Origin of the sequence: Leptolinea tardivitalis, from assembly GCF_001050275.1 — a bacterium.
GTDB lineage: Bacteria > Chloroflexota > Anaerolineae > Anaerolineales > Anaerolineaceae > Leptolinea > Leptolinea tardivitalis.
Window position 1 is genome coordinate 17,009 of record NZ_BBYA01000002.1, and the last position, 22,353, is coordinate 39,361.

Annotated in this window: 26 protein-coding genes; 6 read left to right on the forward strand and 20 right to left on the reverse strand. The window is 47.2% G+C overall.

Features of this window, described 5'->3' with window-relative positions:
- Positions 1-2 precede the first annotated feature (2 nt).
- Together LTAR_RS01480 and mtnP are read right to left on the reverse strand one after the other, a co-directional pair.
- The gene (locus LTAR_RS01480; protein ID WP_062420368.1) at positions 3-2,618 is read right to left on the reverse strand and encodes an FtsW/RodA/SpoVE family cell cycle protein; all 2,616 of its coding nucleotides are present in this window, start codon (positions 2,616-2,618) and stop codon (positions 3-5) included.
- Complete coding sequence (mtnP, locus tag LTAR_RS01485; protein ID WP_062420369.1) at positions 2,615-3,487, reverse strand: S-methyl-5'-thioadenosine phosphorylase; 873 nt, start codon at positions 3,485-3,487, stop codon at positions 2,615-2,617. Before mtnP ends, LTAR_RS01480 begins: the two co-directional genes overlap by 4 nt.
- A 76-nt stretch (positions 3,488-3,563) precedes the next feature.
- Here mtnP and LTAR_RS01490 point away from each other — a divergent pair, with 76 nt between their 5' ends.
- Entirely contained in the window at positions 3,564-4,382 is an 819-nt protein-coding gene (locus tag LTAR_RS01490; protein WP_139044382.1) for a class I SAM-dependent methyltransferase, read from the forward strand.
- Here the strand turns inward: LTAR_RS01490 and LTAR_RS01495 are convergent.
- The 4 genes from LTAR_RS01495 to LTAR_RS01510 all read right to left on the reverse strand — a co-directional run bounded on the left by LTAR_RS01495 (position 4,366) and on the right by LTAR_RS01510 (position 7,229).
- Positions 4,366-4,791 (reverse strand): FHA domain-containing protein, encoded by a 426-nt coding sequence (locus LTAR_RS01495; RefSeq protein WP_062420371.1) that lies wholly within the window; start codon positions 4,789-4,791, stop codon positions 4,366-4,368. The genes LTAR_RS01490 and LTAR_RS01495 overlap by 17 nt on opposite strands.
- On the reverse strand, positions 4,788-5,570 hold the full coding sequence (locus LTAR_RS01500; protein ID WP_062420372.1) for an FHA domain-containing protein: 783 nt from the start codon (positions 5,568-5,570) through the stop codon (positions 4,788-4,790). Before LTAR_RS01500 ends, LTAR_RS01495 begins: the two co-directional genes overlap by 4 nt.
- An 89-nt stretch (positions 5,571-5,659) precedes the next feature.
- On the reverse strand, positions 5,660-6,145 hold the full coding sequence (locus LTAR_RS01505; protein ID WP_062420373.1) for an aminoacyl-tRNA deacylase: 486 nt from the start codon (positions 6,143-6,145) through the stop codon (positions 5,660-5,662).
- Positions 6,132-7,229 (reverse strand): CehA/McbA family metallohydrolase, encoded by a 1,098-nt coding sequence (locus LTAR_RS01510; RefSeq protein ID WP_062420374.1) that lies wholly within the window; start codon positions 7,227-7,229, stop codon positions 6,132-6,134. Before LTAR_RS01510 ends, LTAR_RS01505 begins: the two co-directional genes overlap by 14 nt.
- A gap of 61 nt (positions 7,230-7,290) precedes the next feature.
- Here LTAR_RS01510 and secG point away from each other — a divergent pair, with 61 nt between their 5' ends.
- The 5 genes from secG (at position 7,291) to LTAR_RS01535 (ending at position 11,124) form a co-directional block, all read left to right on the forward strand.
- Complete coding sequence (gene secG / locus LTAR_RS01515; protein ID WP_062420375.1) at positions 7,291-7,515, forward strand: preprotein translocase subunit SecG; 225 nt, start codon at positions 7,291-7,293, stop codon at positions 7,513-7,515.
- Positions 7,516-7,600: 85 nt separating this feature from the next.
- Positions 7,601-9,286 (forward strand): ABC transporter substrate-binding protein, encoded by a 1,686-nt coding sequence (locus tag LTAR_RS01520; RefSeq protein WP_081419739.1) that lies wholly within the window; start codon positions 7,601-7,603, stop codon positions 9,284-9,286.
- A gap of 22 nt (positions 9,287-9,308) precedes the next feature.
- A complete protein-coding gene (locus LTAR_RS01525) occupies positions 9,309-9,860 on the forward strand; it encodes a hypothetical protein (RefSeq protein ID WP_062420377.1) in 552 nt (183 codons plus the stop codon).
- Entirely contained in the window at positions 9,857-10,417 is a 561-nt protein-coding gene (locus LTAR_RS01530) for a cob(I)yrinic acid a,c-diamide adenosyltransferase (RefSeq protein WP_062420378.1), read from the forward strand. Before LTAR_RS01525 ends, LTAR_RS01530 begins: the two co-directional genes overlap by 4 nt.
- Positions 10,414-11,124: a DUF554 domain-containing protein gene (locus LTAR_RS01535; protein WP_062420379.1), complete on the forward strand. Its 711-nt coding sequence runs from the start codon at positions 10,414-10,416 to the stop codon at positions 11,122-11,124. Before LTAR_RS01530 ends, LTAR_RS01535 begins: the two co-directional genes overlap by 4 nt.
- 57 nt (positions 11,125-11,181) lie before the next feature.
- Here LTAR_RS01535 and LTAR_RS01540 read toward each other — a convergent pair whose 3' ends face one another.
- The 14 genes from LTAR_RS01540 to LTAR_RS01605 form a co-directional block, all read right to left on the reverse strand.
- Positions 11,182-11,853 (reverse strand): DsbA family protein, encoded by a 672-nt coding sequence (locus LTAR_RS01540; RefSeq protein ID WP_062420380.1) that lies wholly within the window; start codon positions 11,851-11,853, stop codon positions 11,182-11,184.
- Between the two features lie 98 nt (positions 11,854-11,951).
- A complete protein-coding gene (locus LTAR_RS01545; RefSeq protein ID WP_062531950.1) occupies positions 11,952-12,824 on the reverse strand; it encodes a GNAT family N-acetyltransferase in 873 nt (290 codons plus the stop codon).
- Positions 12,825-12,841: 17 nt separating this feature from the next.
- Positions 12,842-13,378 (reverse strand): hypothetical protein, encoded by a 537-nt coding sequence (locus LTAR_RS01550; RefSeq protein ID WP_062420382.1) that lies wholly within the window; start codon positions 13,376-13,378, stop codon positions 12,842-12,844.
- A gap of 3 nt (positions 13,379-13,381) precedes the next feature.
- Entirely contained in the window at positions 13,382-14,290 is a 909-nt protein-coding gene (locus LTAR_RS01555; protein ID WP_062420383.1) for a helix-turn-helix domain-containing protein, read from the reverse strand.
- Positions 14,291-14,293: 3 nt separating this feature from the next.
- Positions 14,294-15,604 carry a TadA family conjugal transfer-associated ATPase gene (locus LTAR_RS01560; RefSeq protein ID WP_413784840.1) on the reverse strand — a complete coding sequence of 437 codons (1,311 nt, stop codon included), beginning with the start codon at positions 15,602-15,604 and terminating at the stop codon, positions 14,294-14,296.
- Positions 15,604-15,903: a DUF6812 domain-containing protein gene (locus tag LTAR_RS01565; protein WP_062420385.1), complete on the reverse strand. Its 300-nt coding sequence runs from the start codon at positions 15,901-15,903 to the stop codon at positions 15,604-15,606. The genes LTAR_RS01560 and LTAR_RS01565 overlap by 1 nt, the downstream gene beginning before the upstream one ends.
- Positions 15,903-16,622 carry a response regulator transcription factor gene (locus tag LTAR_RS01570; RefSeq protein ID WP_062420386.1) on the reverse strand — a complete coding sequence of 240 codons (720 nt, stop codon included), beginning with the start codon at positions 16,620-16,622 and terminating at the stop codon, positions 15,903-15,905. Before LTAR_RS01570 ends, LTAR_RS01565 begins: the two co-directional genes overlap by 1 nt.
- A 20-nt stretch (positions 16,623-16,642) precedes the next feature.
- The gene (locus LTAR_RS01575) at positions 16,643-17,845 is read right to left on the reverse strand and encodes a sensor histidine kinase (protein ID WP_062420387.1); all 1,203 of its coding nucleotides are present in this window, start codon (positions 17,843-17,845) and stop codon (positions 16,643-16,645) included.
- Positions 17,846-17,879: 34 nt separating this feature from the next.
- Positions 17,880-18,917: a sensor histidine kinase gene (locus LTAR_RS01580; RefSeq protein ID WP_062420388.1), complete on the reverse strand. Its 1,038-nt coding sequence runs from the start codon at positions 18,915-18,917 to the stop codon at positions 17,880-17,882.
- A gap of 61 nt (positions 18,918-18,978) precedes the next feature.
- Positions 18,979-19,824 carry a ParB/RepB/Spo0J family partition protein gene (locus LTAR_RS01585; protein ID WP_062420389.1) on the reverse strand — a complete coding sequence of 282 codons (846 nt, stop codon included), beginning with the start codon at positions 19,822-19,824 and terminating at the stop codon, positions 18,979-18,981.
- The gene (locus tag LTAR_RS01590; protein WP_062420390.1) at positions 19,825-20,625 is read right to left on the reverse strand and encodes a ParA family protein; all 801 of its coding nucleotides are present in this window, start codon (positions 20,623-20,625) and stop codon (positions 19,825-19,827) included.
- A complete protein-coding gene (locus LTAR_RS01595) occupies positions 20,622-21,488 on the reverse strand; it encodes a PfkB family carbohydrate kinase (protein WP_062420391.1) in 867 nt (288 codons plus the stop codon). The genes LTAR_RS01590 and LTAR_RS01595 overlap by 4 nt, the downstream gene beginning before the upstream one ends.
- Positions 21,489-21,496: 8 nt before the next feature.
- Entirely contained in the window at positions 21,497-21,982 is a 486-nt protein-coding gene (locus LTAR_RS01600) for a double zinc ribbon domain-containing protein (protein WP_062420392.1), read from the reverse strand.
- Between the two features lie 21 nt (positions 21,983-22,003).
- Entirely contained in the window at positions 22,004-22,342 is a 339-nt protein-coding gene (locus tag LTAR_RS01605) for a PilZ domain-containing protein (protein ID WP_062420393.1), read from the reverse strand.
- Positions 22,343-22,353: the final 11 nt, after the last annotated feature.

The window sequence follows — 22,353 nt, forward strand, 5'->3', positions numbered from 1 at the left end:
GTTTATTGCATCATCACAGAATTGAGCAGATTTATGCCCAATTCTGTTGTTGTTTCAGCCGTATTTCCCTCGATGACCAGTGTCAGCGCCAGGGGAGTACCCTGCCATTGCTGGGTTGTTCCGGCAACAAACCAGTGGATCTGTCCTTCACTGGTGGGAACACTGGCGGTGGTATGCCACAACGGGGAATCGTCATCAGCATATTGCGATAAAGCCATCTGGATTCCATCCGATGTAAAAGATTGAGTTTTTTGTCCGGCAGGTAAAATGACCCAACCCTGAGCGGGTGTATCCACAGCCATGGCAATTCGTGGAGAGGGCCGCAATCCTTTTGCTGTAATCGATGCAGCTGCCAGTACCATTTGCAACGGTGTGGCGGTGGCGCTGTTATTCACCAGAATTGTGTCCTTTCGATCCAGCGCATGAAATGAGCTGGTTGGAGCCTGTGCAAGGGGAATATCCGGAAGGCTGAAGAACCCGGCCGCATTATAAATATCTTCCAACCGGTTGACAGTCAAGTGATCCATCAGGTCAAAAAGCGCTCCCGGGCAGCCGGCTTTTAATGCCTCTCCCCAGGTGGGAACGATCTTTTCATCCAACGTCAGGGCGCAGCCAAATCCATCAAGGTTGATGCGATCGGGGGTGGTATTCAAGGGGATTGTGCCGGATTGTGAAGCCAACACAAACGGTCCAATCGCGGTTCCTACTGGATAAACACCCTGAGTCACCCGATTGACCAGTGGACTATCCTGGCGGGTTGTCCATGACAGCCAGTTTTCATCCAGAGTGTTCGGATTAAAACCCGGTTGTGATGAAATAGCCAGAATTTCACCGGTGGAGGCATTCATCAGGATCGCGGCACCTTTCTTACCCTTAAGGGCTTGATCGGTTAGATTCTGGGTTTCTGTTTCGATGCTTAGCCGGATATCCAACCCTTCAGGAGGTTGTCCATACAACATCTGGCTGGACCATACTTGCATTGATGGATTGCCCTGCAAACCTCGCAGGTAATTATCATACGCCTGTTCAAGTCCACTCAATCCATACACGGGATGAGAATATCCTGTTGTTGCCGCAAGTCCCGGCAGGAAATATTTCCTCTGGAAATTTCCAGAAGTTCCAACGGATTCACTGATCGGTTTGCCTGAACGATCCACCAGCGAACCGCGCTGTACATATCGCTCGGCGATGGACCGTCTCGGATTATCTACCCGGTTCGAGAGATCATCAGAACGGATCACCGACCACCAGCCCGAAACGATGGAAGCGGCAACCATACCCATCAGAATCAGCTCACCGGTAAGAATAAATGGTTTCACATTAAGTGTATTAATTACCTGACGGCTGGATTGATGAGAAATTAAGAGCAAAATCCAAGCGGCCAGGAAGCCGGTCAGAAGAGAGGAGCCACCGTAGGATACAAATGGAAGGGTCACCCCGCTCAAAGGAAGCAAGCGAAGGTTGCCGCCGATAATGAATATACTTTGAATGGCAAAGTAGATGGAAATGCCGGCAGCCAGATTTCGCCGGTAAATATCTGCGGCATGCAGAGCGGTGTTCAATCCACGGCTGAAAAGCAGGGCAATGACAGAGAGCAGGCCAATGATGCCAATTAATCCGGTTTCTTCCGCTATGGCAGAAAAGATGAAGTCAGACTGCGCCACTGGGATGATTCCTGGGCTTCCAAGGCCTGGCCCGCGCCCAAATACACCGCCTGTTGCCACAGCAATAATCGACTGAACAATCTGGTACGACCGGCCTGAAGGGTCAAGCCAGGGGTTGATCCAGGCATCTATACGTATACGGATAACATCATAGAGCTGGTAACCGAACAAACCGGCCGCTGCCACCAGGAAGAGGCTGATAAGGATCACCCTCCGTCGTCCGGTGGCAAGATACACAATGAAGGTAAAGATCAAGATAAAGATGGTTGCCGTTCCCAGATCACGTTGAGCCAGAAGGATCAACAGTGACGTTCCCAGGATGACCAGTGCTGGCATAAGCCATTGAAGGAATGTCAATTGCCGCTGCATTCGAATATCTGCCAGGTATGCAGCCAGATAGACGATCAGGAGAAGCTTTAGCGGTTCGGAGGGTTGCAGGTAAAGGCCGAAGAATTGAAGCCACAGATGGGGTCCACTTCCTCCGGGATATGTGCCAATAAAAAAGGTCAAAGCCGTGAGGGCGAGTCCGCTGACAAGGCAGATGTATTTATATCGTCTCACCAATTCAAGGACAGCCGGACGGGCAGATAACAAGAGCAGAACGCCGAGGCAGACTGCCAGCCAGATAGTCTGACGAAGACCAAAGGAAGGAGATAACCGCCAGACTTCCAATAATCCCCAACCAGTCATAAGCATGATCAGCGGAAAGATGAATGGATCCCGGTCGGCCAGTGTTTTATTCAAGCTACGCCATGCCACGGCAGTACAGACAAGCCACGCGGCATATCCGATCCATTGTTCCCAGCGGTATGTAACCTGCCAGGAGTGCATGCGGGCAGCGGGTGCCAGAGTGATTGCGAGAGAATAAAAACACAGGAACCAGGCTGCCAGGGTGAGCAGACGGCTCTCAACTTGACTGTGATACGAAGTGGAAACAGGAAAAATGCGGATCAACTCGGTAAGTATTTATCCACCAGCAGGCGCACCTTTCGACGGGTTTCACTCTGAATCAGACCTGGATTGGTGATGATCGTGTCTTTTAGAGCGTCTCCGCATCCGCAGTTGCGTTTTTCTGGCAGTAACCCTACCAGATTTTCCAAAGCCTGTTGGGCAGCGTGGGTATTATTATTCAGGGTTTGAACAACCATTTCAACACTGACTGGTTCTGTGGATGTCCGCCAGACATCATAATCGGTGACATGTGCCAGCGTTACATAACAAATCTCGGCCTCACGTGCCAGGAAAACCTCTGGGCAGGCTGTCATACCGATGATTGACATTCCCCAGGAGCGGAATAAATTAGATTCGGCTTTTGTTGAAAAACGTGGACCTTCCACTGTGATTAATGTTCCGCCAGCGTGGGTGATTACACCGGTCTGCGAAACTGCTTGATAAACACGCGCGGTCAGATCTTCACAGTAAGGATTGGCTGTGCCAACATGCACCACCAGTCCATCACCAAAGAAAGATTGGAGGCGGTTGCGGCGTGTGAAATCAAAAACCTGATCTGGAATCACAATTTGGCCGGGGGCGTAATCTTCACGCAAGGAACCACATGCGCTGATACTGACAATTTGCGGAACCCCCAGCATTTTCATGGCATAAATGTTGGCACGGTAGTTAACTTCTGTCGGGTTGATGGTGTGCCCGATTCCGTGCCGGGCCAGAAATGCCACGCGTTTTTCATTCAGGGTTCCCACAACCAGTGGCGCACTGGGTTTCCCGAAGGGAGTATTCATTTCCAGGGTTTCAATATCTTTTAACGATGAGATGGCGTATAGACCTGAACCGCCAATAACACCTAATATGGGTGTGTTGGACATGATTCCTCCAAAGCTACGGCAAATTTTATTAATCTGAATCATAGCACAAGAATGTTCATCGAAAGTAACAGGTCGGGTGGATGATATACTATCTGAACATATGAGCCCATCCCATGAATCCTATGATCCTCATTATTTTGAGCCCTTATTTGCCGCTGAAGATCGTCATTTCTGGTTTTCAGCCCGGAATGATGTGATATGTTCATTAATTAATAAAAAACTCAGCACACCCAACGGGTTTCAATTCCTGGAGGTTGGTTGTGGAACAGGTAATGTTTTAAAAGCGATAGAACACAGATTCCCGTCCATTGCATTGACAGGAATGGACCTGTTTCATGAAGGATTGGACTATGCTCGACTGCGGGTAAGTTGCGGGCTTGTTCAGGGTGATCTTGCATACCCGCCTTTCAAGTCCCTTTTTGATATGGTTGGTATGTTTGATGTATTGGAACATATCGAAGATGACAGAACTGTCTTAATGCAAATCTACAACCTGATCAAACCCGGCGGTTATCTTTTCGTGACAGTCCCTGCTGATATGAATCTCTGGAGTTATTTTGATATTGCCAGTCATCATGTTCGACGATATTCATTAGTAGAGTTACGAGAAAAAATCACCGGTGCGGGATTTGCTGACGAATTTTCATCCGCCTATATTGCTGCCACTTATCCATTGGTATGGTTGGAACGACGGATTAAAGACATACTGTCTACCAATCAGGCAGACAGTATTCAGCGTCAGGCAGAAGATGACATAAAAATATACCCGGTGATCAATGAACTCTTGCGAGGGATATTAACTATTGAAGCCGGGTGGTTATCCAAAGGACGAGAATTGCCTTTTGGATCTTCACTGGTGATGATGGCGCGTAAACCGGTTATTTCGGAGCGATAAGGATTTTTAGAATCGCCTGGCCGCAGCGAATCTCATCTCCACTGATCACGACGGTTGGTGTGAAAACACGATCATCATTGAGAAACGTGCCGTTTGTGGAATTCAAATCTTCAAGCCACCATTGGTTATGGTGGTAGCTTAACCGTCCATGCCGTGAGGAAACCGTTTCATCTGTGACTGAATAATTGCAGAGAGGATCTCGCCCGATGACAATTTCGGGCACGTTAAATTCTACCGGATTGTTGTCATCTGTAATTGGTGTAATGGTTAAGAAAGGTACCTGTGCTGCCTTTACCAGTTCCGAATGCATCTGCAAATCTTGCCATAAAATGTATAAAACAGTAGCCAGAAACGCATAGAGCGTTATAGCTACCAGCAAACGGATGATTAAGACGACGATCCCGCTCATTGACCTTTCTTTTCTCCAGATGGTGTAAAGAATGGTTCAACCGGCCCAGTTTTCGAAGCGGAAGCGGCTGTATCCTGCCCGTAAACAAGAGGTACTCCGGCCAGTGATATCACATCACCGGGGTAGAGCGGTTGCTGCGAAATACGCACCGAGTTGACAAACGTACCTCCGGTGGAATTAAGATCAAAGATCACATACTGGCCTTTTATGGCTCGAATCTGGGCGTGTTCGCGGGAAATCCGTTGATCTTCAATCACAAGATCATTTTCCAACCGCCGTCCGATATTGAAAACTGATTGTGTGATTTGGACCGTCTGGAGCCCATTTACGATTAAATAGGCATTCTCCGGAAGAGCATCACCAAGGAAATTTTCTTCTGCCGGCGTAAGGGCGGGCATTGATGCAGTCCTGTCAAGCGAAGGGCTGGTCTCGCGGGCATCTCTTAGTCGAATTTCACCTTTGAGGAGCGTTGGATTTTCTCTGACCATAATTTGCGGCAATTGAATGACGGATTGCCCTGTCTCTTGCAGGATGGATCGCAAAATCTCATCAAATGAGAATCCATCCCACTCGATAAGAGCCCCGGATGGCACTTCCAGTACCAAATTATCGGGCAGGGTTGACTGGTTTGCCGGCGCTTCTTTTTGAAGGTAAGTCTGGACTGCTTCCGCCAATTGTGAAACCCGTGTGTCTTCCACCGGGTGATTGGATAATAGATGAGAACTGGATTCAACCAGAGACTTTAATCTGGATTCAATGGCATCAAAATTTATCTTCACGGTTTTATTATAATGAACTCGACGATTTGCAATAGTAGTATGAGGATTTCCTCATTTTCCACCCATATTTATTATCGGCGAATAATGTTTCACTGATTATTCTCTGGATGACTGATCACAGCCATCCGGGCGTTTGTGAGGGTGATAAGCGCATCAACCGGCAGACGGATATTCAAACCACGTTGGCCGCCGCTGATATGGATTTCATCAAAGTTCCTGGCTGATTGATCTAACCAAACCTGAAACCCCTTATTTAGTAAAGCAAGGGGAGATATTCCTCCGGCAAGCAAGCCGGTCAGTTTTTCTGCCTCTGCCTGGGTGGAAAGCTGCAATTTTTTCTCACCAACTGCGGAAGCCAGAGCCTTCAAGTCTACTTCACTGCCTCCTGGCACAACGGCCAGAATCGGTTTACCGGGTTTATTTCGAAGAACAACAATGGTTTTGAATACCTGTTTTGGAGAAACACCCAATAATCGGGCGGATTCAATGGCGCCTAATTTTTCTGCAGGTAATTCAAACGCCTGATATTTCACTTTTTTTGAATCCAGAAAACGGGTGACATTATTGATTGTCATGCAACCTCCGGCGCACAGGATTCGGTCGAATATAGATGGGGTTGCTAAAAATCCATCCGCGGCGTTTCCCCAGATAATTAATATATGCTTCCACCCTGTAAACTCCTGGCTGAGTGGTAACCAGAGCTCCATTGGTAGTATTCTGCCAGTGACGGATTACCTCCCCATTGCATAATAATTTCAATTCTGCCGTACGAGGGAGTTTGACCTGAAGAGTAACACCATCTTCAACCTTGATCTCATCACCCATAGATGCATTGCCTTTGCGGTTGTTTGCAGAAAAACGGAAACCTTTCGTCTGAGCAGCACGGTCGTAACCGATGAAGTTGTTCCCTCTGGCCAGAGCTGTCAGAATGGCACCCCGATCGTATGCTAAATCTCCACGAAGCGGGGTGGGTAAAAGAATGTGGTTATTAATGGCGGAAAAATGGAATGTGTACGGAAAAATCGTATGGTGGATGAAACCAAGACTTTTTTTCAAGGCATGAGAATCTGATCCGGCTACCGCAGAAACCGGTCTGCCGGATGCCAGCAGACGATCCCAGTTCTTCAAGGTTTCAGGGATTGGTCCGTGTGCCATAAATTGTGGAAAGAAGGCATAAAAAAGGGCTGAACCCCATCCACTTACAACAGTTTTCAATTCACTGAAGCCATTCCAGAGTTCAATCCCTGTAAATCCGGTGACTGACCAATCTTCCCACGATATATCTCCTTCACCAAAAAGGGGTAAGGCGGGGTCAATTGGGTGGGCAATGAAACTGCTTCCACCCGAAATGCGTACCTGGTTGATGAGATTCTGCGAATCTTGAGCAAAACCTGCCATTTCACGATTGGTGCCAAACACCAGAAGGTGGTTCTTTTGTGGATGTCTGGCTTGATTATGAACCTCTTCTCCAACGAGCATCAAGACCTGGCGTCCATTGAAGGTGTAGTAACCTTCTTTCCCATCGACCAAAACATTATGGTCGGTTACAATCAGGGCATCCAAACCTGCTTCACAGGCTGCCTGAGCAATTTCTTCATGACTGCCACTGCCATCTGAGTATTTTGAATGAATGTGGAGATTCAGACTGATTTCTTCCATTTTGGTTTGACGATTTGCTCCAGGTACAGGTATAATCAGGCTTTGCTTCAGGAGGATAAACGTGACGACTTATTTTGATATTGCGCTGATTATAATCTCGGTGACTCTAATCGTTAGTGTCATATTGCAGAACAAAGGTGTTGGACTGGGTGGTTTGACAGGTGCCGACACGGGTGGAGTATTCTCAGCCCGTCGTGGGATTGAAAAAACCCTGTTCTGGATCACGATCGTCCTCAGTGTTGTGTTTGTCATTCTGACACTGGTTACCATCGTCATCAGCAAATAACCGTAGAGCTATTGTTACGACCTCTGCGCAGATTTTTAAAGGGCGACGCTCCAAAGCCTGAAGCGCACGCCCTTTTTTCATTCTAATGATGAAGAACTTACGCTGGCAATTTGTAATCATATTTCTAACCGGTCTGGTGATCGGAATTTTGCTGCTGGGTGAGCAAAAAGACGTCGGATCCCTGGCAGCCACCCCACGTCCTGCACAGGGTGGTATTTACACAGAAGCTGTTGTGGGCAACCTGCAACGGCTGAACCCTCTGCTGGATAGTAAGAATCAACCAGATCGGGATATCGATCGTTTGCTGTTTAACGGTTTGGTCAAATTTGATTCCCGTGGCCTTCCCAAGGCTGATCTGGCCGAATCGTGGGGCATATCACAGGATGGTACAACCTATAATTTCACTCTTCGAAAAGACCTCAAATGGCATGACGGTCAGCCTGTTACGGCTGATGATGTCATTTTCACGGTTGAAACCATGCGCCAGGGTACGCCCACCCTCTCGTCTGACTTGCAGGATTTCTGGAAGTCTGTCGAAGTTAAAGGCTCCGGCTTGAACCTTCAATTTCGATTGAAGGAAGCCTTTTCACCATTCCTTGATTATGTCACTTTCGGAATCCTTCCAAAACATCTGTTGAATGGTCTCTCTGGAGATGCTTTTGTCAATTCTCCGTTCAACTTGCAGCCGGTGGGAACTGGTCCGTTCCAATTTGAGCGGTTGATTGTTGATAATGGCAATATCACCGGACTGGTTTTGCGAGCGTATAAAGATTACCATGGGCAAAAACCAAACCTCTCGCAGATCGTTTTCCTTTTTTATCCTGATTCTATTGGCGCTTTGACAGCGTATAAAGAGAACAGGGCGCAGGGTATCAGTCAATTAACACCAGATGTGTTACCCCAGGCATTAAATTATCCAAATCTGGCGTTGTATTCGGGAAGAAAACCTGAACTGACCATATTGCTTTTGAACCTGAAGAATACGGAAGTCCCCTTCTTCCAGGAAAAGGTCGTCCGAAAAGCCATTATGCAGAGCTTAAACCGACAATGGATGATCGATAATCTACTGCAAGGACAGGCTATCATCGCTGACGGCCCCATATTCCCTGGCACATGGGCATTTTATGACGGCATCAAACCAGTAGCCTTTGAGCCAGAAATTGCCACCCGTAACTTGAAAGAAGCCGGCTGGGTATTAGCCGGCGAGACGGATACCGTTCGATCGAAAAAGGATGTATTCCTTAAATTCAAATTATCCGTACCCGATATCGACCGCTACAAAAATTTGGCAGGCGCCATTCAACGAGATCTCGCTGCGGTAGGAATTCAAGTAGATCTTGAAGTGATGCCATTTGAATCGTTGATGTCGGATCGTTTAAATACCCGTTCATACCAGGCGGCGCTGGTTGATTTGAGCATGTCAAAATCTCCAGATCCTGATCCATATCCCTTCTGGGACCAGTCTCAATCGACCGGCGGGCAGAATTATTCACAATGGGATCAACGAGTCGCCAGTGAAATGGTAGAGCAGGCGCGCATCACCACGGATATCGATGAAAGAATGCGGCTTTACAGGAATTTCCAGTTGATCTTTGAGGATGAAATTCCGGCCATTCCCATGTTCTACCCGGTTTACACCTGGGGAGCGGATAATACTATCCGCGGGGTACGGATGGGACCTCTGTATGATTCATCAGACCGTTTCAACAACGTGACCGATTGGTATTTATCGCTTAATCCGATTACGGTACAGGTTACTCCAACCCCGTAGTTTATAATGCAGGTGTTATTTTATGACCGAGATGCTAAAACGAGATGTTGAGTATTTAAAAGCTTCTCCCTCTGAATTAGAGGCATACTTATTATCACATGACATCATCCGACAACTCCCGGATTTTTCATTCTCCGCCGGTGGTATCCTGCTGGCATATAAACGACTTGAATCAGCCAGTTTGATTAATGAGCAGGTGGAAGCGAATTGGAAAGAGATCCAGACAATACGAGATCATTGGAAAACTGCCTGGGCAACCAAATGTCATCAAGAATACAAGATGCGTCTCCGGCAATGGGGTGACTTTATTCTCGGATTCGCGTCTGACAAAAATGAACCGTCTACGGCATTCCGGCACCAGGTTCGCAATCGGGTGATCATGCATTTATTAGATTCAAGCAACCCGGCAATAACAGCGGAATTTGCCGAGAGTATTCAGCGAAAAGATAAAATCTTAGATAAATATTCTGTTGAGAATGATTTTGTATGGGAAAAAGAGGTCCAACCTGGATTTCCCAGAGAAGACTACTGGTATTTATACCGGGTTATGCGATATGAAAAGGATGGAAAATGATCCATTTTTTCACCGGCAAAGGCGACGATGGTCTGACCACCTGGATTGGGCGGGGTAGATTAAAGAAATATGATCTGCGTTTTGAAGCCCTTGGATCTGTAGATGAGGCTTCGGCGTCATTGGGTGTGGCTCGTTCTCTATCATCGACTCCCATGATAAAAGACCTTCTTTTACAAATTCAACGCGATCTGAGTTCTATGATGACAGAAGTTGCCTGTGACCCGGATCAGGCAGGTCGGTTTCGGACGATTACGGCAGAAAAAGTGACATGGCTTGAAGAACAAACTGATGCCGTTACACAGATGGTTGAACCTCCAAAAAGTTTTCTTATGTCTGGTGATACCGCCGGGGGAGGTGCCCTGGACCTGGCTCGAGCAGTAATCCGCAGGGCAGAGCGTCGGGTGATTGAACTGGCAGATTCCGGGGGAATACAAAACCCTGATATTGTTGCCTACCTTAACCGGTTGTCTTCCTTGATGTTTGTGTTGGAGCTACTTGAATTGAAAACCGCCGGTCAAATATCTCCCAGCCAGGCTGTTAAGCATTCTGACAAATGACCGGAACATTACTGAACAGCGGGGCAATTATTCTTGGAGGGGTAATCGGTCTCTTTTTGGGCTCCCGTTTCCCTGAAAAAGTAAAACAGTCCATTGTTCTGGCATTGGGGATGTTTACGATTTTGTTCGGTATCCAGTTGTTCTTGAAAACCGAAAATGCCATCATTCCATTGTTGAGTATTCTATTTGGTGTACTGACCGGTGAATGGTTGAATATTGAAGAACGATTGACTTCCTGGAGTTCATTTCTTGAGAGACGGTTTTTACCTAAAAACGCCGGGGAGAAAACCGGGAACGGAAATTTCGTTCAGGGCTTTTTATCAACAGCCTTGATTTACTGTTCTGGGCCAATGGCCATCCTGGGAGCAATACAGAATGGTTTGACTGGCGATATCAGCACGCTCTCGGTAAAGGCAGTTTTAGATGGATTCGCTTCACTGGCGTTTGCGTCCAGTTTGGGCATTGGAGTGGCTTTTTCAAGCATTCCTGTGTTGCTTTATCAGGGATGTATTTCTCTTTTTGCCTCACAGGTTCAAATGTTTTTATCAGATTCCATGATCAACGAGCTAACCTCGGTTGGCGGCATTATCCTGGCATCCATAGCCATCAGCAGCTTTCTGGATATCAAAAAGATACGCACGGCTAACTTCCTGCCGGCATTGATTTATGCTCCTTTGGTCACCTGGGTAATTCAAAGAATCTCATAAAAAAACGGTTCCTGATAGGAAAGATCAGGAACCGTTTCTTATAATCCGGTTTTGAGGTTACTGTTCCTTCAGGGCTTTTTCTACAGTCTCGATTAGTTTGGAAGAATCGACGAGTGTGCCATTAACCATGAAGTATGGAGTTCCATTAACCCCTTTGTTCTGTCCATATGTCATGTTATCTTTGACTTTCGCTGCATTCGTTCCATTATCAATACAGGTCTGGAAGGCGGCTGTGTCAAGAGAGAGATCTTTGGCAAATTGAAGAAAAAGGGAACGCGTGAAATTTCCCTTGTTCTCACCATTCTGGTTTTCAAATAACAAATCATGGTATTCCCAGAATTTGCCCTGGTCAGCCGCACAATACGCCGCTTCTGCCGCTTTGACTGATTCTTCTCCGATAAAGCTGAATGGGGTAAAGGTTACAAAAACCTTTCCTGTTTCAACATATTGTTTGACGAACTCTGGTTCGGCTTTTAAGGCAAATTCACGGCAATAAGGGCATTGGAAATCGGAAAATTCTTCCACTTTTACTTTGGCGTTTTTATTTCCCATAGAGTTATAGTCTGCCATGGGGCGCGGATTGGGTTTTACCACCTGCCTTTTGATGGAAGGCCAAATGAGGGCACCAGTGATCAGCAGGGCACCCACTGCAATAATGATAATGGTAATGGTATTCTGCCTTCGGCGGTCGGCTTCTCGTAATGCCTTCATTTCTTCTCGTTTGCTCATTTCGTCTCCTTGCACATTGATATCACTCCCCATTCTACCCGAGGTGGGCTTATTCGTCGATTTTCTGTATGGTGTTTTCGTGGAAATGTAAATTATTACTAAGGTTTGGGATATTCGTAAACGTAAACGGGAAAACTTTCGCCCGTCAATGTGAAACCGAGTGAATCATATAATGCCAGTGAGGCAATATTGTCACCCTGTGTGTTTACTGTAACCTGCCAGCTGTTCAATTTAAGGCTGTCTGTCAGCATCTGTCTGACTAATTCAAACCCGATATTCCTTCTCTGGAATTCAGGATTTACGGCCAGGCGGGCAAGATGGGTATTGATGGGAGTAGAGGTACTGATCTGATAGCCGATTATCTTACCGTCCAAAAGTGCCACTGAGGCCAGCGATGCTTTGTGGAATGCCAGAATGAGGGCGTCCAATGAATTTTGCCAGAGAGGTTTAAATGCCAGGCGGTCAACGGTGGCAACAGAAGGCAGGTCAAGAGCTGTCATAGGTCTTATGACCAAATTTTCAGGAATTGGTTTGGCCTGACGGATCTTAAAATCCCACCCAAGAACGACGATCTGTTGTCGTAATAGGAAGTTATTCGCTTCCAATGTTTTTTTGAACCATTCCTGCAAACCCAATCCAGCCAGAATGGGACGCGGTTCGCCTTCAAGATCCTTGAGACAGCGTTCCAAAAGAATGGGGAATAATTTCTCCGGTGGTAATTCCATCGAGGCTCCATACACTCGAATCCAGGCAACTCCAACCGGATCAACAGGCGCTGCCATAGCGGCAAGGATTTCTTTTTGTCGGAGTAAAAGATAGTATGGTTGGAAGCCAATCCATTCCAATGAAGTGCGCCAATCCAGATGATGTTGGATGTTGACACGGCTTTTGAAAAAAGTAGACAGGGCATTTAAGTCAGTGCCAACGGCCGGCCTGAGCAAAAATTTTCCGGTGGGAATATTATGCTGCATCCGATAATCCATATTGACTACTTGGGCATCATCCGAGATGCTACAGAGAACAACCAGCGAAGGAATTTTTCGCGCATGGTTAATTTCTCTTTAGTCCGGAGGGCATCTAGCATGGCACTCATGGCACCCAGGTTATCGCCTGTTTCCATTTCAAGAGCAGCGATGGTCTTGTGGACAATCGCCAGATTTTCTTTATCCCCTGTCTCTTCCAATTTCGATGCTGAAAGGCGAAAAAGCCGGAGGCTTTCTTTCTTCAATCCCAGTTCTTTATACGCAGCCGCCTGATTGCCCAATGCCAGTCCTTCCCGAAGTTTATCCCCGGCTTCCGAGAAAACATGCTCGGTACCAAGGCAGGCATCCAGGGCGGCCTGTGCTTCACCTGCCTGAAGCAACGCAACGCTTCGGTTGTTGGCCATTTCAGCGGCCATCAGCGTATCGTGATCTGCTTCAAATAAATGGCTTGCCTCAAGGAACATATCAGCCGCAGACTGGTAATTACTGGCTTCATAAGCCAGTTTTGCTTCTTCGCATAGTTGTATTGCTTGTTGACTCATGATTTAGAATGTGATCTCCAACAGCGATTCGGCAATACGACGAAGCTGGTCGGCGGGCATCTGACTCAGATTGTTGGCCAGTAAAAGGTATTGTCTGTTAATTGGATTCGTGACGAAATCAATCAGTTCCTTGGGAAGGTTTTCACGGGCAAGAAGGTCAATTTCTGCCTGAGATGGTTGATTAACCGAAGCTGGTTCTTTTTCCGCAGAGGAAACAGCTGGTTCATGTTTTGCTTGAACTGACTGGGTGGGCTCCACCATAGAAACGGGTTCTGCGGCAACCGGTTCAACTTTTTTCGGCGCAGGTCTTTCCGGTTCGGCTTTTTCAACCGGTTCGGGTTCCCGCGACTCTTCCTCTTCTTCTGTCTGGCGGGAAGATAGAGTGAATGGTTTGATGATCATATCCCTTGTTGGGATGGCATAACTATCAATCCAATCTTCCACACGGATCTGAAGAATGTGGGTAATATCTTCCAGATCTGTCACCGGGATAGGGATTTTACCGAGTTCATAGTCAGTGATCAATTCAAGCGGCAAATTGGTGGCCATGGAAAGGTCATCTCGTGAGAGGTTTTTACGCAAACGTGCCTGCATAATCATGGCTCCCAGTATGCGATTGCGGAGTTCAAGACGCTGACGCATGGTATCCACCCGGAGTTTGGGCATTTCATCTGACAGACTGGTTGAGCCAAAAAAATGATCTACTGGAACGGCATAAATGGCCGCCAGGGCTTCCAATTCCGGCAGGGTGGGGGTTATGGCGGCAGACTCCAAGTCTAGAAGATGTCTGGTATCCCATCCGAGCAGCGCACAGGCTTCCTCGGGTGTTCTACGGGCGTACAGACGAGCATCCACCACCAGAGCGGCCAGTTTATGTGCCCGAAGTGTTTTTACTTGAGGTTTAGATGCCAATGGTTATCTCCTCCGATTTCCCAGCATTTCATTCAGATTGGCGCCAAAGATTTCAGGCCCTAAACGGTAACCGGCTGCTTCAAGCCGCTGGCTGAATCCTGGGCGGATACCTGTTGGACGGAGCTCCCCGATAATGGTGCCATCCGGTTGAACTCCGGTTTGCTGATATTTGAAAATATCAGTCATGGTGATGGTATCACCTTCCATGCCAGATACCTCGGTAATGGCGGTAATTTTACGGGTTCCATCTTTCAAACGTGCCTGCTGAACGATAAGATCAATGGCTGCGGCAATCTGTTCGCGAAGAACCTTCACTGGCAGGTCAAGACCTGACATAAGGCACATTGTCTCCAGGCGGCTGACTGCATCACGGGGTGTATTGGCATGCAACGTCGTCAGAGAGCCATCATGCCCGGTGTTCATGGCTTGAAGCATATCCAGAGCTTCTCCACCGCGGCATTCACCCACGATAATCCTGTCTGGACGCATACGTAAACTGTTGCGTACTAAATCTCGAATCGAAACAGCATGCTGCCCATCAGAATTTGGCGGTTTGGTTTCAAGACGGACAACGTGAGGCTGCTGCAATTTCAATTCAGCAGCATCCTCAATCGTCACAATACGTTCGTTTGCTGGTATATAGCCAGAAAGAATGTTGAGGAAGGTTGTTTTTCCAGACCCGGTACCACCGGATACCAGGATATTCAACCGAGAAACTACACAGGCGCGCAGCATTTCAGCCATTCCACGAGTAATGGACCCCAGAGAGATCAACTGGTCCATGGTAAGTTTGTCTTTCATAAACTTCCGAATTGTGATAGATGGACCGTCGATAGCCACCGGTGGAATGACTGCATTAACACGCGATCCATCTGGCAGGCGGGCATCTACCGTAGGATTATCTATGTCAACATTTCGCCCCAGAGGCAAGATGATCTTGTCAATCACTCTAAGAACGGCATCATCATTTTCAAAATGGATATCTGTAAGCGTAAGCTTGCCGTTTTTTTCGATATAAACCATATTGGGACCGTTAACCATCACTTCACTGATGGTTGGGTCATCTAATAATGGTTGAATTGGGCCAAAACCCAGCATTTCATCAAGAATCTCTTTGAAGATCGCATTCCGAGCCTGTTCGGGAAGGTTGAGCCGGGTTGACTCATACGCCTGTTGCAGATATTGCTGAATGGCCTCACGCCGCTGGCGCGGTGATGGAGGACGGGCTTCTATCTCACGGGATATGGAATTAACCAGATAGGCTTTTAATTTTGCCTGATCTGTTGGATTAAGAGAATAACCACCAGAAGGAATCATTTTAGACCTTTTGCCGGCTTAACTTCTTCATCTGGCATGAGCCAGATGATCTGTTCGGTATTTACAGAAAGGAATCCGCTGAAATAAATCGCCTCTCCGGTAGGAGAAAACACCGTTGCATCTGTGACCGCAATAAACAGGTCTTTGCGGTTCAATTCATCTTTTACACGGTCTTCAGGGCGAATATGGATTTTTCCACGAATCAATTGATTTGTAGTCTGTATCGTTACATTGATGGGTTTCTTGGTTACAACCTGTGTAAAAATCTTACCTTTTTCTTCAAAATTGGAATACATTATTCCTTCTTTCCTTTCGCAGGAGCCGAGACTTCTGCCGGCATCAGGTATCCCAACCCGGAGCGGGTTACAATATGGCATGGGCTGTGGGGATTATCTTCCAATTTTTGCCGCAGGCGGGCAATGCTTACCCATAAAATTTCCTTGTCATCACGATATGATGGACCCCAGATGGCTGTCAACAATTCTTCACCGGTTAAAATCTGCCCGAGGTGGTGGGCAAATTGAATGAGCAGACGGTATTCCGTGGCGGATAAGAAGATGGCTTTATCCCCTTTCCAGACTTCAGCACGGGCAAAGTCGATTTTGAGGTCAAGATGTTGGAAGAAGCGTTCCCCCAAAGCCGTATCGTCTTTTCTTGCCCTGCGCAACACGGCCCGCACCCGGGCAACCAGTTCAGTGGCAGAAAATGGTTTGATCACATAATCATCGGCTCCCACATTCAAACCTTTAACACGATCCTGCTCTTCACCTTTGGCTGTTAACATGATGACCGGCACATTGGAAAATTGGCGGATGCGCTCGCATGTGGTAAAACCATCCATCCGGGGCATCATCACATCAAGTATGACCAGATCTGGCTTTTGCGATGAAACCAATTCAAGGGCATCTTCCCCATTCATGGCAAACAATACATCATATCCTTCTGCCTGTAGATTTACCTGCAGGAGGTGAATATATTGTTTTTCATCGTCTACCACCAGAATTTTTGCTGGCATTTTATTCTCCACATAATTAATTACGTCAGAGCCGGAAGCGTTATGGTAAATACCGACCCTTTACCTACTGTTGATTCTACTGATATTTTTCCCTTATGCGCAGCTATGATTTGCTGGCAGATATATAATCCAAGTCCACTTCCGCGGGCTTCCTTAGCCGACTGCGGATCACGGTAGAAACGCCAGAAAATTTTATCCAATGATTCCGGTGGAATTCCAGGGCCTTCATCGCGGAATTGGATAATTAAGTTTTGTTCATCAGAACGAATGGAAATCCACAGAGGTGAATCAGGCGCGTATTTGAATGAATTGGTCACAAGGTTTTCAAAAACCTGTTCCAACCGGCGTGGATCTGCTCTGACGGTTTTTAATGGTTGAATCACTTCAAGATGGGTAACCATTTCAGGATGATGGAGTGATGTTCTGGCGATAATGTTGTTCAATAAACCTTCAACCATTACAGGCTGCATATGCATTTCCAGCATGTTGCTTTGCAGGCGAGCGGAATCCAGAAGATTATCAATTAAATCCTGCAACTGGTCAGTCTCTGCATCAATGATTTTCAAAAACTCCTGACGGGTTTCTGCGTTCCAATTGGTATCAGGACGAAGAAGGGTAGTTGTGTACCCTTTGATAAAACCCAATGGACTGCGTAACTCATGGGTAATCATTGAAATGAAATTGTCCTGCAGTGTGGCTACCTTGCATTTTTCCGAAAGCTCCTCCACTTTCCTGCGGAGATTGATATTCCCAAGGATCAACCCGAGAACGGCAGCAAATCCCTGGGCCTGTTCAATATCCATGGGGGAATAATCCGGTCCGCCAAACCGGATCATAACTATGGCGCCCAATGTTTCTTCAGCAATGGAAAGAGGCATGGCGAGGCCGTACGGACAGTCTAATCGGTTCGATCCGGGGGTTTTTTTAGGCAGGGTAGTTATTGGGTGGTTTTCCTGGATAGCCTGCATAACGATGCTATCTCCCCAGGCGGTATCTGCTTCTGAAGAACGACCTCTACCAACGGCGCGGGCGTAGATTGGTTCAAGATTGCCGCCGCCATTCTTTTTATATACCACCAGATGATCATAGATCAAACCCATGCGGATTTGGTGAGCGAAATCATCCAATCCTGTTTTCCAATCATCTGGTTTGTTTAATTTTCCGAGTGAACGCAGTAAATAGATATTCGGGGTTTCTTCAATTTGTTCGGTTTGTGGAGGCATTTGGACTGAATCTCCTGCACCGATGAAGATTTTTTCAGGCCGCGCGCAATGTGAACTCAAATTCGCTTCCCTGATCAATAGCAGACCGTATGCGAATCACTGAACCATGGGCTTCAATGATTTTCCTCACCAACGCCAGACCTAATCCGGTTCCCCCATATCTGCGGGTAGAAGATCCGTCCAGCTGATGAAAAGGTTCGAAAATCTCATCAAAGCGATCCGCAGGAATGCCGATTCCGGTATCTTTCACAATGATCTTCACAGAATCTGAGTCTGCGGTGCAATTAAGTTCCACTTTTCCTTCTGAAGGTGTGAACTTGATTGCATTGTCCAGCAGTTGACCGATTGCCCAGGAGATTTTTTCTTCATCGATTTGAACTTTCGGCAAGTCGGTATCTGATACCAGATCAAGCTGAAGATGTTTCTCTTCTGCTTTAATCCGCGCACGGTTGACCAGGGTTTGACCCAGGCGGTGCATATCAATAGGCTGCAAGTTTAGGGCCACTTCTGTACCGTCTGCGTCTGAAAATAACAGCAGGTCTTCAATCAGCCTTTCCAATCGGTCAGAGGCTTTTTGCATCACTTTCAACGCATTCTGTTGATCGTCTGTCAGGGGGCCCAGAACCGATGTGATCATTAACTCAAGATAACCCTTAATATGGGTCATCGGTGTGCGCAATTCGTGGGAGATATTCGCCACGATATTGGCTTTCATACGGTTAAGATCTGCCAGCTTAATCATGGCAGCTTCCAGTTCAGCAGTTCGTTGTTTGACACGTAATTCCAGGCTGGCATTCGCGCTTTGCAGAGCAGAGCGTAATTGAATGATCTGTTCGGTGATAGCCTGATCGAGATCAGTTTTACTGATCATTTTTTCATTAACCAAAATCTGGCCTAAAAGGACGTTTTCCCCTTTTTCTCGAGCCATTTTTTGAAGGTAAATGGCATGGGTCAATTGCGCAGCTGTGATCAGACCACGCTCAATCAAGTATTCACCAAGGCGCGGAACCAGAGATTCCGGTGTAAGTCCCGAATTGTTTTGTGTTGGGTTTGATTCTATCTTTGTTTCCATATATCTAAAATAATTGTACCTGTAAAAAGATGAACCTCAAACGCCATGGTTGGATGGAATCTCAACCTTTCAATATAGTATCCAGAACAGAATTCAATTCTTCATTTGAATAGTAATAAATCACCAGGCTTCCGCCCTTTTTCCCGTGATTTACGGTCACACGAGTTCCCAAATGTTCCCGAAGTCGATTTTCAATTTCCTTGACTTCCACCGGAGGTTCCGGTTTTGGTTTTGAAGGCGTTTTTTCCCCACCGTATTTTTTGACCAGTTCTTCTGTCTGGCGAACACTCAGACCGTTGCGCAAGATGATCTGCAAGACGGCCGTTTGCGCCTGTGAAGTTGAAAGGCTCAATAGTGCCCGGGCATGCCCCTCACTGATTTCTCCGGAAAGAATGGCATTTTGAACCGCTTCTGGCAGTTTCAATAAACGCAGTGTGTTAGTGACCGCTACACGGCTTTTGCCAACTCTGAGGGCAATTTCGTCATGGGTGAGATTGAACTCTTCAGCCAATTGACGGTATGCTTCTGCGGTTTCAAGGGGCATCAGATCAGCCCGTTGAACATTTTCTATTAATGCTAATTCAAGGCGGTCACGATCGTTAGCTTCCCGGAGTATTACAGGAACAACATCGAGGCCTGCAATATGCGCAGCCCGCCATCGGCGTTCACCGGCAATCAGCACATATTGACCTTCGGCTTCTTTTGTCACGATCAGGGGTTGAAGGATGCCATGCTGTTTGATTGATTCTGCAAGCTCCTGGAGACCTTCTTCCACCATGATCGTACGCGGCTGTCGTGGATTGGGAATAATCTGGTTGATCGGAACAGACTCAACGCCTCCCCTGGGCTCATTCGAAGCCGGAATAATTGCATCTAATCCACGTCCTAACCCGCCTTTATATGCCATTTATTTCTCCTGCTCAACCACCTGGGGAATGGAAATACCATCTTGACCGAGAATCTCGCGTGCCAGTGCGGCGTATGCCTTTGCCGCGCCTGAATCGGGTGCATACATGGAAATGGGTATGCCATAAGAAGGGGCTTCTGCCAACCGGATGGAACGTGGAATAACCGACTGGAATACCTGAGTGGGGAAATGTTTTCGCACTTCGTTTACCACATCAATAGCCAGACGGGTACGTCCATCATACATGGTTAAAATCACCCCCCGGACGATGAGGCCAGGGTAGAGGGAATTTTTTACCCGGTTGATAGTCTGGGTGAGTTGCCCCAATCCTTCAAGAGCGAGGTATTCACATTGCACCGGGATGATTACACCATCCTTCGCCGCCATCAATCCGTTGACTGTCAGCAAACTCAGGGATGGCGGGCAATCAATGAGGATATAGTCATACCGGTCAGCCACACTGTTTACTACGTCACGCAAACGATTTTCACGATTTTGACCGTCAATCAATTCGACATCGGCACCAGCCAGGGCGGGAGAAGATGGTAAAAGGGAAATCTTAATCCGTGGATTGTGTAAGATATGAGGAGCCGCTTGAGCAGCACCTATCAATACCTCGTAGGTGCCTGTTTTTACTGTGTTTTTATCGATTCCCAGAGATGAAGTGGCGTTAGCCTGAGGATCAAGATCTACCAGTAAAACACGCTGCCCATAATACCCCAGAAAGGCACCCAGGTTGATGGCTGAGGTGGTTTTTCCCACACCGCCTTTTTGATTTACAAATGTAAAAATTTTTGTCATGTTCGTTGTTCCGCATCGAGAATTTCGGTACTGGCCATGGTTATTTCATATTCTGTGGGAATGCTGTCTATCCCTCGGCGGGTTACCGAACAGGATGCCAGTTGGACAGCAAACCGCCCGGCAATCCAGGGATCGCGGGTGGCAAAATATTTCGCAAAGAAACAGGCAGCGAAAATATCGCCAGCGCCTGTAGAATCTACTTCTTTGACACGGGGAGCAGGAAACCGACGGACATCACCATTCCAGTATATCCGAGCACCCTCTTCACCTTCTGTGATCGCAAGAACGCGAATGGACCGCAAAAATTCTTCAATACGATCTTCGTCGCCATTGATATCTTCAATGCTCAGTACAGCGGCTGTGGAATTTTGAAGAACAAAATCTGCTTCTGGCCATTCTGAAGCTGTTACCTGGCCAGCCATATCCCATGCGCGCATAAAACCCTGTGGGGTGACGCAAACGGTGCTTTCAGAAAATGAACGCGCCAGTGTGGGATCCACTTCCCGGGCAACAGGTCCAAGATGTACGATCGGGGTCTGCCGCCATATTTCTGGAACAGCCTGAAATTGGATTTGATCGGCTGTCTGATGCAGAACTTGAATCCGTCCTTCAGGTGTGTAGATATTTTCAAATGTGGTTGTTTTTTCCGATGGGAAACCGGTTATTGCAATTCCTTCAAATTCTGGAATCGGGTATGCCTCATCACAGGTGGTAACAATTCCCACTCGCAGCCCCAAGGCGCGAGCCGTAAGTGCAGAGTACAGTACAGTCCCCCCCGGTACCAATCCCTGTGGTGTGATATCGAGCGTAACATGACCGACCGCCAGATAATCGACCGGCTCAAGCTGCTTTTGATTAAACATAAGATGAATTATACCTGAAGCGATTGGTCAAAGTCCGAAGTCATGGAAGCGGTATTCTCACAGGACGAATTGCCACAATATGGACAGGTATTCCAGGGCAATTCCATGAGCTTCTGGCATTTTGGGCAGCTTTTTTTCAACCGGGTCTGACAGGTGGGGCAAACGATCCAATCTTCGCGGGTATGTCGCCCGCAGCCCGGGCAGGTGTTGATCTCTTCGATGGCTTTGAGGAGAGCTTCTTCTTCCAGGGTGCGTTGGTATTCTTCTTCCAGAGTCCTTTTGGGGCGCAGGATCAAGTACACCACAATACCCGGAATAGATAAAATTGCCACCACCAGAATTGCCAGAATGCGGGCAAAGCTATCTCGTGAACGGGACTTGATATCCCGATATGCCCAGTAAATCAGACTGATCCACAGAGCAACAAGAAAAGCGGCAGAAAATCCGACCAGGTATTGGAGAATTCCACTTAAGGCGGCAGGTTCAATGGGCATCAATGTTAATCCGGGTAAGGGCTAATCTTGATAGTTTTCTATCAGATCGCGAATTATCGTAACATGGGTCGGTGTGACAGGGATCAGTTTGCAACCTACAGAAAAGAGATCAGGATCCAATTGATGATCGCACCAGATAGCCTGTGCATTTAACTGCACTTCGCGTTCCCCATCCACCTCTTCGGGAAATTCCATGCGAATTTCAAGAAGTCTCCCTGGTTCAATGGGGGTTTCGCTGATCAATTGCAGACCTTCGGAAGTCAGATCGACCAGGTTGCCAATGAGATCGCCGGTTTTCCGGTCAAAAAGACGAAGGTAATGGATCAGGTGAATCCGATTGAATTTCCTTTTTTCAGGCATTTTCACCTCCG